The organism is Streptomyces yunnanensis, from assembly GCF_029011865.1.
In the GTDB taxonomy this organism is placed as follows: domain Bacteria; phylum Actinomycetota; class Actinomycetes; order Streptomycetales; family Streptomycetaceae; genus Streptomyces; species Streptomyces yunnanensis.
Map to the genome: position 1 here is coordinate 1,518,664 of NZ_CP095749.1, position 13,302 is coordinate 1,531,965.

Annotated in this window: 10 protein-coding genes and 2 pseudogenes; 8 read left to right on the top strand and 4 right to left on the bottom strand. The window is 72.6% G+C overall.

Annotated elements, in window-relative coordinates:
- Positions 1-37: 37 nt before the first annotated feature.
- Positions 38-862 carry a family 1 encapsulin nanocompartment shell protein gene (locus MOV08_RS06600; protein WP_275306678.1) on the bottom strand — a complete coding sequence of 275 codons (825 nt, stop codon included), beginning with the start codon at positions 860-862 and terminating at the stop codon, positions 38-40.
- Positions 859-1,866 (bottom strand): Dyp-type peroxidase, encoded by a 1,008-nt coding sequence (locus MOV08_RS06605; RefSeq protein ID WP_275306679.1) that lies wholly within the window; start codon positions 1,864-1,866, stop codon positions 859-861. Before MOV08_RS06605 ends, MOV08_RS06600 begins: the two co-directional genes overlap by 4 nt.
- A 482-nt stretch (positions 1,867-2,348) precedes the next feature.
- Between MOV08_RS06605 and MOV08_RS06610 the strand changes: the two genes are divergently transcribed.
- The 4 genes and pseudogenes from MOV08_RS06610 (at position 2,349) to polX (ending at position 7,650) form a co-directional block, all read left to right on the top strand.
- On the top strand, positions 2,349-4,679 hold the full coding sequence (locus tag MOV08_RS06610; RefSeq protein ID WP_275306680.1) for an FdhF/YdeP family oxidoreductase: 2,331 nt from the start codon (positions 2,349-2,351) through the stop codon (positions 4,677-4,679).
- Positions 4,679-4,945: pseudogene (locus tag MOV08_RS06615) on the top strand (formate dehydrogenase accessory sulfurtransferase FdhD); the annotation flags it as partial. The gene MOV08_RS06610 and the pseudogene MOV08_RS06615, both read left to right, overlap by 1 nt.
- 82 nt (positions 4,946-5,027) lie before the next feature.
- Positions 5,028-5,854, top strand: a pseudogene (locus MOV08_RS06625) (LysR family transcriptional regulator substrate-binding protein).
- Positions 5,855-5,916: 62 nt separating this feature from the next.
- Complete coding sequence (polX, locus tag MOV08_RS06630; protein ID WP_039630299.1) at positions 5,917-7,650, top strand: DNA polymerase/3'-5' exonuclease PolX; 1,734 nt, start codon at positions 5,917-5,919, stop codon at positions 7,648-7,650.
- A 24-nt stretch (positions 7,651-7,674) separates the two neighbouring features.
- Here polX and MOV08_RS06635 read toward each other — a convergent pair whose 3' ends face one another.
- The gene (locus MOV08_RS06635; protein WP_039630301.1) at positions 7,675-8,328 is read right to left on the bottom strand and encodes a ScbR family autoregulator-binding transcription factor; all 654 of its coding nucleotides are present in this window, start codon (positions 8,326-8,328) and stop codon (positions 7,675-7,677) included.
- A gap of 127 nt (positions 8,329-8,455) precedes the next feature.
- On the opposite strand from MOV08_RS06635, the gene MOV08_RS06640 reads away from it, so the two are divergent.
- The 4 genes from MOV08_RS06640 (at position 8,456) to MOV08_RS06655 (ending at position 11,962) form a co-directional block, all read left to right on the top strand.
- Positions 8,456-9,376, top strand: coding sequence for a ScbA/BarX family gamma-butyrolactone biosynthesis protein (locus MOV08_RS06640; RefSeq protein WP_275306681.1), 921 nt, complete (start codon positions 8,456-8,458; stop codon positions 9,374-9,376).
- A 227-nt stretch (positions 9,377-9,603) separates the two neighbouring features.
- A complete protein-coding gene (locus tag MOV08_RS06645; RefSeq protein WP_275306682.1) occupies positions 9,604-10,311 on the top strand; it encodes an HAD family hydrolase in 708 nt (235 codons plus the stop codon).
- 140 nt (positions 10,312-10,451) lie between these two features.
- Entirely contained in the window at positions 10,452-11,378 is a 927-nt protein-coding gene (locus MOV08_RS06650) for an aminoglycoside phosphotransferase family protein (RefSeq protein ID WP_275306683.1), read from the top strand.
- A gap of 170 nt (positions 11,379-11,548) precedes the next feature.
- Positions 11,549-11,962 (top strand): DUF779 domain-containing protein, encoded by a 414-nt coding sequence (locus MOV08_RS06655; RefSeq protein WP_052286556.1) that lies wholly within the window; start codon positions 11,549-11,551, stop codon positions 11,960-11,962.
- A 181-nt stretch (positions 11,963-12,143) separates the two neighbouring features.
- On the opposite strand, the gene MOV08_RS06660 is transcribed toward MOV08_RS06655, so the two are convergent.
- Positions 12,144-13,091 carry a hypothetical protein gene (locus tag MOV08_RS06660; RefSeq protein ID WP_039630307.1) on the bottom strand — a complete coding sequence of 316 codons (948 nt, stop codon included), beginning with the start codon at positions 13,089-13,091 and terminating at the stop codon, positions 12,144-12,146.
- Positions 13,092-13,302: the final 211 nt, after the last annotated feature.

Below are 13,302 nucleotides of genomic sequence, written 5' to 3' on the forward strand. Positions count from 1 at the left end.
GCGCTCCACTGCTCCGGTGCTTCCGCGCTCCGGAGCGTCAGTGCTTCAGCACGACGACGGCCTCGTCCGTGTATGTCAGGAAGGTCAGCGTCTCCTGGAAGTACAGCTCGATGGTGCTCGCGTCATGGGAGGCGTAGCCGATGGCCAGGTCCTGGCCGAGGTGGAGTGCGAAGTCGCCGCCCCGGGTGGACAGGACGAAGGCGCCGCTGAGCGCCGGCGCCCAGATCGGGGCGCCGTCCAGCATCCGGGTCAGGTGCGCCGCGATCGGGTAACCGTGGTCGGAGGTCTCGCTCACCGCCCGGTACTCGTCGGCGCCCAGCAGCAGGGCGTACGGGCCGTCCACTCCGGCGAGGCGCAGCGACGTCAGTGCGCGGCTGACCGTGTCGGGGTACTCGCGCGGCTCGACGGGAAGGCTCAGCATCGGGTTCGACGTGCGGTTCCGCAGCCCGTCGACGCCCGCCGCCGGGTAGCCGTCGAAGATCGCCCGGTCCTCGGCGAACGCCATGGCGCGCGCCGCGTCCTTCACGGGCTGCCAGTCGGAGTCGTTCGAGCCGCGCTCGACGTCGTCCACGGCGGCCCGGCCCACGGAGAACGGCACCCGCAGTTCGACCAGCGGCCTGGCCTCGCGCAGGCGCGCCGTGACGCCGGGGGCCGGCGGGGCGATCTCCGTGAGGTGGCCGGTGCCGACGGCGGCGAGGCCCGGACCCGCCGGGTCGGGCACATCGACGACCCGGCGGCCCGCGACGAGGCGCCGGAAGGTGCGCCGGGCCTCCTCCTCGATCTGCGCCCAGGCCGCCGGGGTGACGGGGGCGAGTTCGCGGTGCAGGTTGTTCGGGGTGGCGAGGGGGTCGGAAGGCGTCATGGCGCCGGGGTTCCTTTCATGCTGCCGATGCCGAGGGAGCCGCCGCGGGGGACGGCGGCGGGGCATGCGGCGCCGGTGGACGGGGCGGGCGGGGAGTCGAGCAGGTCGGCGCTCGGCACGAAGAAGAGACCGCCGGTCACCGCCGTGGAGAAGTCCAGGATGCGGTCGGTGTTGCCCGGCGGGTCGCCGAGGAACATGTTGGCGAGCATCCGCTCGGTCACCTCGGGGGTGCGGGCGTAGCCGATGAAGTAGGTGCCGAACTCGCCGCGGCCGATGGTCCCGAACGGCATGTTCTCGCGCACGATCTTCCGCTCGGCTCCGTCGTCGTCGAGGATCGTGTTGAGCGCGACGTGCGAGTCCGCCGGCTTGATGTCGTCGGGCATCTCCACATTGGTGGACTTGGTGCGGCCGATGGCCCGTTCCTGCTGTTCGACGGTGAGCGACTGCCAGGCCGCCAGGTCGTGCAGGTACTTCTGCACGATCACATAGCTGCCGCCGCGGAACTCCGCGTCCTCGTCGCCCACGAACACCGCCGCGGCCGCCGCCGCGCCCCGCGGGCTCTCGCTGCCGTCGACGAATCCCAGCAGGTCGCGCTCCTCGAAGTACCGGAAGCCGTGGACCTCGTCGACGACGGTAGCGGCGGCGCCCAGCCGCTCGACGATCAGCCGGGACAGCTCGAAGCAGAGGTCCGTCCGCCGGGCGCGCACATGGAACAGGAGGTCGCCGGGTGTGGCCGGCGCGCGGTGGCGGGGTCCGTCCAGCGGCCGGAAGGGGTGCAGGTCGCGCGGCGGCGGGCCGTCGAAGAGGCGCGGCCAGGCCGCGGCACCGATGCCGACGACGCAGGTGAGCTCCTCCTCGGGGGCGCGGAACGCCACCGAGCGGGTCAGCCCGGCGAGTTCCTCCAGCGCCTCCCGCGCCACGGCCTCGCCACCGGGGGTCACGGTGGCCACCAGGAACACGGCGGCTTTCGAGGGAGGGACGACGACGGTCTGCGGGGTGGCCACGGGACTCCCGGGAGGGGTAGGAAATGACGAACAAACGGGACAGCGGGGTCGGGGTCAGCGTAGGTGCGGCCGGAGCCGTGCGCAGCGCGGGCGCGCTGCGCACGTCCCGCGCACGGCCCGCATGCGGGGCGGGAGGCGGTGGGGCGTGGCGAGGGGCGGCGGAGCGGGCGCCGTCGATGCCGGGAATTCCTCCGTTCCGCATGCGGTGTCGGCTTTCCGGATGCGGCACCGGGCGTCGTGCGGTGTCGTCGTCCCGCACCAGCGCCTCGAAAAGCACCCCGAGCACGTGATAGGCGCTCCTTGTCACCCCAGAAGAAACACCTCTTTGACTTCCTTCCGCGGGCGAACGGAGACTGATGCGGCGGCGGATCAGAAAGCGTCCGGAAAGGGCGAATTCAGGTGCCGGGCGCCCTTCTCCGCCGTCCGGCGCCGCCCTGTGCGCCGGACGCGTCAGCAGCGGGCGGAAGGGGGCCGAGCAGGCCATGAGCACCATCGAAGGCCCGATCGAGGATCCGGTGGACGACCTGTCGGTGACGGCGCCGAAGACGTGGGCGACCGGGGTGCCCGCGGTCGCCCACGCACTGGAGTACTCGCTGTCCCAGACGTCGGTGCGACGCACCGCGCTGACGCTGCTGAACATCAATCAGGCCAAGGGATTCGACTGCCCCGGCTGTGCCTGGCCGGAGCCCGCGGCCGGAGAGCGGCACCGCAACGAGTACTGCGAGAACGGCGCCAAGCACATCAATGACGAGGCCACCTCGCGGCGCGTCACCGCAGGGTTCTTCCGCGCCCACTCCGTGGCCGACCTGGGCCGTCGGTCCGACTACTGGCTCAATCAGCAGGGCCGACTGACCGAGCCGATGGTCAAGCGCCCGGGCGCCGACCACTACGAGCCGATCGGCTGGGACGCGGCCCTGGACCTGGTCGCCCGCGAGCTGCGGGCGCTGGACTTCCCCGACGAGGCGCTGTTCTACACCTCCGGGCGGCTCAACAACGAGGCCGCCTTCCTCCTCCAGCTGTTCGCCCGCGCCTACGGCACCAACAACCTGCCCGACTGTTCCAACATGTGCCACGAGTCCAGCGGGTCCGCCCTCCAGGAGACGCTGGGCATCGGCAAGGGCAGCGTCTCGCTGGACGACATCCACCACGCCGACCTGGTCTTCGTGGTCGGGCAGAACCCCGGCACCAACCACCCCCGGATGCTCACCGCCCTTGAGGAGACCAAGCGCAACGGCGGGAAGGTCGTCGCGGTCAACACACTGCCCGAGGCCGGCCTGATCCGCTTCAAGCACCCGCAGAAGGCGCGCGGTGTGATCGGCCGCGGCACCCCGATCGCCGACCGGTTCCTGCAGATCCGCGCCGGTGGCGACCTCGCCCTGTTCCAGGCCCTGAACCGGCTGCTGCTGGAGGCCGAGGACGCCGCGCCGGGCACCGTGCTCGACCACGACTTCGTGCGGGCCCACACCACCGGCTTCGCCGACTTCGCCGGGCACGTCCGCACGACCTCCTGGGACGACGTCCGGGCCGCCACCGGGCTGGCTCGCGAGGAGATCGAGGAGGTGCACCGGCTGGTCCTGGCGAGCAGGAGCGTCATCGTCTGCTGGGCGATGGGGCTGACCCAGCACAAGCACGGCGTGCCCACCATCCGCGAGGTCGTCAACTTCCTGATGCTGCGCGGGAACCTCGGCCGCCGCGGGGCGGGTGTGTGCCCGGTGCGCGGCCACAGCAACGTGCAGGGCGACCGCACCATGGGCGTGTGGGAGCGGATGCCGCGGGAGTTCCTCGACGCCCTGGGCCGCGAGTTCGGCTTCGCCCCGCCCACCCGGCACGGGCTGGACTCGGTCGACGGCATCCGCGCCATGCGCGACGGCACCGCCACGGTCTTCCTGGGCGTCGCCGGCAACTTCGTACGGGCCAGCCCCGACAGCGACGTCACCGAGGCGGCCATGCGGCGGTGCCGGCTCACGGCCCACATCTCCACCAAGCTGAACCGGTCGCACACCGTGTGCGGCGACACCGCCCTGATCCTGCCGACCCTGGGCCGCAGCGACCGGGACGTGCAGGTCACGGGCGTGCAGTTCTACACCGTCGAGGACTCCATGAGCGAGGTCCACGCCTCCCGCGGCAAGCTGCCGCCCGCCTCCCCGCACCTGCTCAGCGAGGTCGCGATCATCGCCCGGCTGGCCCGCCGGACCCTGGGCGCCGATCCGGCCGTCCCCTGGCAGGAGTTCGAGGCGGACTACGGCACCATCCGCGACCGGATCGCCCGCGTCGTGCCCGGCTTCGAGGACTTCAACGCCCGGGTGGCGGCGCCCGGCGGCTTCCGGCTGCCCAACCCCGTCAACCGGCGGGTCTTCCGCACCCCGAGCGGCAAGGCCGTCTTCACCCGCAACGCCTTCACCATGCCGCACGTCCCCACGGGCCATCTGCTGCTGCAGACCCTGCGCTCGCACGACCAGTGGAACACCGTCCCGTACGCGCCGAACGACCGCTACCGCGGCATCCACCACGCCCGCCGGGTCGTCCTCGTCAACCCCGCCGACCTGGACGCCCTCGGCCTCGCCGACCGCGCCCCGGTGGACCTGGTGAGCGTGTGGCACGACGGTGTGGAGCGCCGCGCGGAGGGGTTCGTGGCGGTCTCCTACCCCACGGCGCGCGGCTCGGCCGCCGCCTACTACCCGGAGACCAACGTCCTGGTCCCCCTCGACAGCGTGGCCGACATCAGCAACACGCCCACCTCGAAGGGGGTCCTGGTCCGGCTGGTCCCCGCCGGTGTCCCCCGGTCCCCCGCCGACCGTCCGGGGAGCCGGTGATGGGCCGGGTGACCGTACGGCGGCGGGTGGTGCGCCTGCGCGCGGGGGTGGCCTCGTACCGCCCCGACACCCTGGCCGGCGAGGAGCCGCTGGAGATCCGGGTCGGCGGGCGTCCGCTGGTGGTGACCATGCGCACCCCCGGTCACGACTTCGACCTCGCGGCCGGGTTCCTGGTGAGCGAGGGGGTGGTGCGCGGCGCCGACGACATCGCCGGGATCCGGTACTGCGCCGGCGCCACGGCCGACGGCGGCAACACCTACAACGTGCCCGCGGCGACTCGATGAACGTCCACACCGGCGCGGACCGGCTGCACAGCAGCTCCGAACGATAGGGGTGCGGTAGAGCGCGATGCTGTTCCGTCAACTGGAGTACCTGGTGGCGCTCGCCCGGGAGCGTCACTTCGGGCGCGCCGCGCGGTCCTGCTACGTCTCCCAGCCGGCCCTGTCCGAGGCGATCCGCAAGCTGGAGGACGAGCTGGACGTGCTGCTGGTCCGGCGCGGCCGCGCACCGGCCTCGGCGGGCGCCTGCGGATCGGTTCGGTCCCGACCGCCTCGGGCGCCGTCGCGCAGCTCACCGGACCGTTCTGCGCCGCGCATCCGCTCGTCACCGTGGAGGTGCTGGCGGACCTGCGCGCCGAGGACATCCTGCACCGGGTGCGGAACTTCGAGATCGACGCCGGCATCACCTATCTGTACCCGAGCCTCGCCGAGAGCTTCCACACGGTCGCCCTCTACGAGGAGCGGTACGTGCTGCTGACCGGCGTGGCCGAGAAGCTCGCCCGCCGTCCCACCGCGACCTGGACCGAGGCGTCCCGCCTGCCGCTGTGCCTGCTGACCACGAGCATGCAGGGACGGCGGGTGCTGGACGAGGTCTTCGCCGGCCTGGGCCTGCGGCCGACGCCGCGGGTCGAGACGGATTCGGTGGCCTCGCTGTTCGCCCACGTCAGGGCCGGCCGGTGGGCCAGCATCGTGCCGTACGCCTGGCTGCACGTGTTCGGTGTCCCGCACGGGATGCAGGCCGTGCCGCTGGTGGAGCCCGACCACAGCGCGCCCATCGGCCTGGTGACCGCCGCTCGGGAGCCGGGCTCGGTGATCGCCCGCGCCCTGGTGGAGACGGCGCGGCGCACCGACACCGCGGCGGTCCTGGAGCGCCTGGCACACCCTCCGGGCTCCTGAGCCCGGCGCGGGGCCCGCGTCCTTCGTATGCCGTGCCGGTGGGACCGGGGCACCCTGGAGGTATGGTCCGCGCCAACGAAGAGGTCGAGGCGCTGCTCCAGGAGTACGCCGACCTCATCGCGATCAGTGGTGGTGACGCCTTCAAGGCCCGGGCGTACGAGAAGGCCGCCCGGGCCATCGGGGGCCATCCCGCCGACGTCTCGAAGCTCGACGTGCCGGGGCTGCGGGAGATTCCGCACGTCGGGGCGTCGATCGCGGAGAAGGTGGTGGAGTACCTGCGGTCCGGCCGGGTCTCGGTGATCGAGGAGACCAGGGCGGCGATCCCGGCGGGGGTGCGGGAGTTGATCGCCATCCCCACGCTGGGCCCGAAGAAGGCCATGGTGCTCTACGAGGACCTGGGCATCACCTCGGTGGACCAGCTGCTGGACGCCGTCCACGCGCAGCGGTTGCGGGATCTGAAGGGGTTCGGCGAGAAGACCGAGGAGAACATCCTGCACGGCATCTCGCTGCTCCAGAAGGCGGGCGGCGGGCGGATCCTGATCAGTGCCGCGATGGACGTCGCCGAGCAGATCACCGCGGAGCTGTCCCGGATCACCGGGTGCGAGCGGTGCGCCTACGCGGGGTCGCTGCGCCGGATGCGGGAGACGATCGGGGACATCGACATCCTGGTGGCGGCCGAGCGGTCCGCGCCGTTCATGACCGCGCTGGCGGAGCTCCCGTCCACCGCCGAGGTCATCGCGCACGGCGCGAAGAAGACCTCGATCCGCACCACCAAGGGCCTCCAGGTGGATCTGCGGGTGCTGCCGCCCGCCTCCTGGGGCGCGGGGCTCCAGTACTTCACGGGGGCCAAGGCACACAACATCCGCACTCGCGCGATCGCGGTGCGGCACGGGCTCAAGCTGTCCGAGTACGGGCTGTTCGACAGCGGCAGCGGGGAGTTGGTCGCCTCGGAGACGGAGGAGGAGATCTACGCCCGGCTGGGGCTGCCGTGGATCGCGCCGCCGCTGCGCGAGGACCGGGGCGAGGTCGCCGCCGGCCTACGGGGCGAGCTGCCCGACCTGGTGGCCGAGGGCGACATCCGGGGCGATCTGCACACCCACACCGACCTCACCGACGGCCTGTCCCCGCTGGCGGAGATGGTCGCCGCGGCCGCCGCCCGGGGCTACTCGTACTACGCGGTCACCGACCACGCCCCCAACCTCTACATGCAGCGGATGACCGACGAGAAGATGCTCGCGCAGCGCGAAGCGGTGCGCGCCCTGGACCGCAGGCACCGCGGCATGCGGCTGCTGCACGGCACCGAACTCAACATCGGCCCGGACGGGGACGTCGACTGGCCCGATGCGTTCCTGGCGGAATTCGACCTCTGCGTGGCCTCGGTGCATTCACACTTCAACCAGAGTCGGCAGGCGCTCACCCGCCGCCTGGTGCGTGCCTGCGAGAATCCCCATGTCTCGATCATCGGGCACCCCACCACCCGTCTGATCGGCAAACGCCCGGGAATCGACGCGGATTTCGACGCGGTATTCGAAGCCTGTGCGCGGACCGGCACCGCGCTGGAAATCAACGCCCATCCCGAGCGGCTGGACCTGTGCGACGAGGACATCCTGCGGGCCAAGCGGCACGGCGTGAAATTCGCGGTGAACTCCGACGCCCACTCCACCACGCATCTGCCCTATATGCGCTACGGAGTCGGCACGGCTCAGCGCGGCTGGCTCACGAAGGACGACATCATCAACACCTGGCCGCTCACCGCGCTGCGGCGTTTCCTGCGCGGCGGCGCCCGCCGGTCGTAGCAACCGGCCGGATCCGCCGTCCCGTCAGGCTGGCTCGGCCGCCGCTTGCCGGCCGCGGGCCCGCCGGCGCACCCGGTCGAGCAGCGCCACGGGGTCCGGTTCGGCCTGGAGTCCGCGGAGCAGCAGCAGCCACAGATCACCCAGGTGCTCCTCGATGTTGCGCCGCCCCTCCAGTGCGTCGGAGACGGTGTGCAGGCCGAAGAAGGCGCAGACGACGCCGTGCGCGGAGGCGGCGGGCGGCACTCCGACGGCGAGTTCGCCGTTGCGGTCGGCCTCTTCGAGCAGCTCGGTGACGGCTTCGATCCAGCCGAGGAACGGCGCCGGGAGCTGGGTCTCGATGGCCTTGCGCTCCGCCCAGAGGCGGGCCCCGGCGCGGACCACGATGTCGTCCCGGAACGCCCGGGCCACCTCGAAGCTCAGCCCGACGAGTCTTTCCAGGGCCGGCACTCCGGGCTGTCGATAGCGGCTGATCAACTGCGGCCAGGTGGCGAAGTGCTCCTCGACGATGGCGAGGGCGAGCTTCTCCTTGCTGGCGTAGTGGAAATAGATCGCGCCGCTGGTGCGGCCGGAATGCGCGCTGATATCGCTGATGCTCGTCCCGGCATAGCCCCGTTCGTCGAACAGGGTGGCGGCCGCTTCCAGCAGGAACCTACGCGTCGTCTTCGCCCGGGTCTGCACGTGCCCCTCAGATGTCGTCCTCGTGCCAGCTGCAGGAAATCTACCGCGGTCGGCCGCCGCCAATTCGCGCTGCCGGCCGGCACTTCCCCACGGTGCGCATGTTCGAATTTCGATATTCCCTAGTCATATGAATACGTCATCTGTCGGCACGGTCGGCGAGCGCGGACCGCTGAGCTGGTCCCGCACCGTCGAGCGGGAGTTGGTGCACCGGACCTCCGTGGCGGAGGTCCTCCTCACGGACGTCCGGCGGGCGGACGCCGCGGACGCTTTCGAGGCGGCGGCGTCCTGGCCGCGCGCCCATACGACGTTCCCCCGCGACGGGTCGCAGCGGCACAGCCCGCTGGTCCTGGTGGAGACCCTGCGCCAGCTCGGGCTGTACGTCCCGCTGCGGTTCCACGGGGTGCCGGCGGCGTACCACGCGATCATCACCGACCTGTATTTCCGCCTGTGCCCGGAGAGCGAGCCGCCGGCCGGACCCGGCGCGACCGAGATCACCTGCCGTGCCCGGGTGAGCGACGTCCGACGGACCCGGGACGGTTCCGTCACCGGCCTGCGGCTGGACGTCACCTTCGCCGCCCGCGGAACGGTGTTCGGCCGAGGCGGCGGCGGGGTGCGGTTCGTGGACGGGGCGGGCTACGCCGCGCTGCGGGCGAGGAGTACGCCCGGGCCGGCGTCGCCCCTGCCCCGGACGACGGCACACCGGCCGGCAGCCGCCGCGCTGACGGTGAACCACCCCCAGGACGCGGTCCTCGCCGAGGACGGGGACAGGTTACTGGTGGCACCGGCCGACCCACTGCACCCGTTCCTCTTCGACCACCCCACCGACCACGCGCCCGGGATCGTGCTGTTGGAGGCCGCGCGGCAGGCCGTGGCCCACCGCAGCCGGGGCGCGCTGGCCCGGCCGTGCGCCGGGCGCCTGAAGGCGGTCAGGTTCACCGAACTCGCCCCGCCCGCACGGGTGCTGTGCATCGGTCACCACTCGACCTGGGTGTTCCGCGTCGTCCAGGACGGCACACCAACGGCCTACGGCACCCTCGGCTACCCCTAGGGCATAAAATATGGACATTTATCGATCTATTGACCCTGTTGCGTGGCCGTCCGTAACGTAACGATCGTTATTTTCCGGCGCCGAGCGCGCCCAGGTCTCCCGGTCCGGGAGCCGCCCTCCGCCGGAACCCCTCAGCCCGCTGCCGCGGCCGCGCACCGACACCGTCCTGCCTTCCGAGGCGCCCGGTCACGTCGCCGCCCGCCGGGCCCATCGGAACGGAATCTCGGATGACCGCACACCGCATCCTTTCCTGGACCCCAGCCGCCGTGGTCTTCGACTGCGACGGCACGTTGATGGACACCGAACGCCACTGGGTGGACGCCCGTGACACGGTGCTGCGCGAGTACGGCCACGTCCCCGCGCCCGGCTTCTCGGAACAGGCCCGGGGCCTGCACTACACCGCGTGCGGACGGCTGATGGCCGAGTCCGTCGGCCGGCCGGAGCTGACCGAGGAGCTGACCGCGGCGCTGCTCGACCGCTTCCGGCAGCGCGTCGCCGCACATCCGACGACCATGCCCGGCGCCCCCGAACTGGTGCGCTCGGCCGCGCGGTTCGCACCGCTGGCGGTGGCCAGCAACTGCCCGCTGGAGGTCGTCGAGTCCTGCCTCGACGTGGCCGGGCTGCGGCGGTACTTCGACCATGTCGTGGTCCCCGACGCCACCACCAGACCCAAGCCGTATCCGGACGTCTATCTCACCGCGGCCCGGCTCTGCGGGGTCGAACCGGCCCGCGCGCTGGCCGTCGAGGACTCGCACTGCGGCATCCAGGCCGCCGCGGCGGCGGGGTTGCGGGTGATCGGCGTCGGCCCGCGGCCCGCCGGGCCGGCCGACGCGCTGGCCGACTGGTGGGTCCGTTCCCTGGAGGAGCCGGCCGTGCAGGGCTGGGCGGGGGCCCGCATCCCGGCCCAGGGATCCGCCAGGAACGGCACCCCGTAGCCCCGACCGGCGCCCGGACGCCTTGTCGCCCGGGCGGGTTAGGGTGGGGGCATGCTTTGACGCCTGCCCGCGGCCCGGGCACCCCCACCACCTCCTTCGTTCCCGCATCCCTGATCCGGATCCACGAAGGAGAGTTCCCGATGACCACGTCGGCCCTGATCGACGTCCCCGACGCGTTCGTCGCGTCCTACGGTGCGCACGGCGCCGCGGAGCGTGCCTGGCTGACCGAGCTGCCCGCGCTGGGCGCGGCGTTCCTCGACCGCTGGGCACTGCGGCCGGACGGCCCCGCCCGCTACGGCATGGCCTCGCTCGTCCTGCCGGTGCGGCGGGCGGACGCCACGCCCGCCGCGCTCAAGCTCCAACGGCCGAGGGAGGAGACCGCCGGCGCCACGTCGGGCCTGCGGGCCTGGCGCGGCAACGGCATCGTCCGCCTGCTCGACCACGACGAGGCGAGCGCCACCCAGTTGCTGGAACGGCTGGACGCCGGCCGGCCGTTGTCGGCGGTGCCCGACGACACCGAGGCGCTGCGGATCCTGGCCGAGCTGATGGCGCGGCTGGTGGCGGTGCCCGCCCCGGCGGGGCTGCGGCAGCTCGCCGACCTCGCCGCCGCCATGCTCGACCAGACCCCGCAGGCCGTCCGCGCACTGCACGACCCGGCGGAGCGACGGCTGGTGCGCTCCTGCGCGTCCGCCGTGGCCGGGCTGCTCGACGAGAGCGGGGACCGGCTGCTGCACTGGGACCTGCACTACGACAACGTGCTGGCCGGCGAACGGGAGCCGTGGCTGGCCATCGACCCCGAACCGCTGGCCGGCGACCCCGGCTTCGAGCTGTTGCCCGCCCTGGACAACCGGTGGGACGACGTGGTGGCGACCGGCGACGTCCGGCGGGCGGTGCTGCGCCGCTTCGACCTGCTGACCGAGGTGGTGGGCCTGGACCGCGAACGGGCCGCGGGCTGGACGCTCGGCCGGGTCCTGCAGAACGCCCTGTGGAACGTCGAGGACGGCGAGTCCGCCCTCGAACCGGACCAAGTCGCCGTCGCCACCGCGCTGTTGGAGCACCGGATGTGACGCGGCCGATGAGGCACCGCGGTCGGGCGTGAGCCGTCGCCACCGCCCGGGCCGCCGCGCCGCGCCGTGTTCCGCGGCGCGGCGGCCTTCTGCCATGCTGCCGGGCGGGGCACTCCCCCGCCCGGCAGGGGAACCGCGCCCGTCGTGACCGGCCGACAAAGGGGCAGCACGTGAACGACACGGACGAGCAGGACACCGGCCTCCCGCGGGACGCCGCGCGGATCGCGCTGACCGACTCCGCCGCCGCGCTGCTGCGGTCGCTGCGGGAGCAGCACGGGCCGCTGATGTTCCATCAGTCCGGCGGCTGCTGCGACGGCAGCGCACCGATGTGCTACCCGGCCGGGGAGTTCCGTACCGGAGCGTCCGATGTGCTGCTGGAGCGGCTGGCGGTGGACGGCGTGCCCGAACCGGTGGGGTTTTGGATGTCGGCCGACCAGTTCGCCCGCTGGCGGCACACGCATCTGACGGTGGATGTCGTACCGGGGCGGGGCAGCGGCTTCTCGCTGGAGGCGCCGGAGGGGGTGCGATTCCTGATCCGCTCGCGGCTCTTCACCGACGAGGAGCGGGCCCGGCTCGGCGAGTGAGGCCCGCACGGGCGGCAGCGGCAGGCGCACGCGGCAATGGTGAGACCCCGCGCACGGGGGAGAACGCGGGGTCTCACTGGGAATAACGGAGTGCGGGCGGTCGGGGTTCCCCTCGGGCGAAGATTTCGCGAAAGAATTTTTTCCGGGCCCGGAGCCGGGCCCCGACGGGAGGCCCGGGCGGCTACGTCTCGTCCTGTACCAGGCGCTCCAACATGTCCTGGAACTCCATGTCGACCACCACCCGCAGGCCGTCGCCGTCCGGCTCGCTCAGCGGCGTCATCATCCCGCGGCGCCACCAGTACACCCGGGGGCTGATCGCGCCCGCCGCGTCCTCGTGGCCGGCCGCCGCGAACTGCGCCATGGCCTGGAGCGCCGGGATGACCTGGGCGTCGTGGATGCGGTGGAACGCCAGCTGATGGCGGAAGGGCAGGGCGACCAGGGCGCCGTCCCGGGTGAGGGCGGTGCCCATGAGGCGTTCGACCAGGTCGTCGAGGACGAGCACCCGGCTCGCGGTGAAGAAGGAGTCACCGAGCAGCACTTCGAACGCCGAGCCGTCGCCGCGCCGGACCGTCTCGTGCCCCTCGACCGGCAGGGCGCGCAGGTTGTTCATGGCGCGGATGCGCAGCTCGGCCACGTCGCCGAGGTCGCTGAGGGAGTCCTCGCTGAGCATCTGGACGGCCTCGGGCAGGTCGAGGGCGAGCACCTCGCGCAAACCGGGGGCCGGTTCGTGGCCGTAGCGGAAGGCGTCGGAGGCGGGCAGGGTCTCCTGGGCGACGATCCGGGGGTAGAGGCAGGCCCGGATCTCGTCGTGGGAGAGGATCTCCAGCGGCTGCGGGCCGTCCATGGTGCGCAGCACCTTGCCGACGTGGTCGCGGATGAGCCGTGGCCAGCAGCGCTCGCCGCGGCGGTCGCGGTGACAGACGGCGGCCAGATTGCCGAGGCCGAACTGGCGGCCCGCGGAGTCGGTGACCACTCCCGGATAGGCGGTGACCTCCAGACCGTGCTCGGCGAACGCCTGCCGGACCTCGGATCTGAACACCCGGCCTTCCCGCTCCGAGAAGAAGCTGAACTCCTCGTCGCGTGCGAGCTCGCGGGGATCCCGCTTCGGTCCTCGGCGGAACAGACCCATCTCTTCCTCCCGGCTGCGGCCGGCCGCATCGGTCCTTGAATGCGCCGATCGTAACGGGTGCCCCTGACAGCGGCGTCGCCCCGCGTCCGGGACGGAACGCGGGGCGACGGTGGGGGACGGTGAGCGGAGAAGGGAGAAGGTGGGCCGAGGGAAAGGCGAGGCGACGGACCGCGGGCCAGGTCGGGTCCGCCCTGTCCCGCCTGCCGTCCGG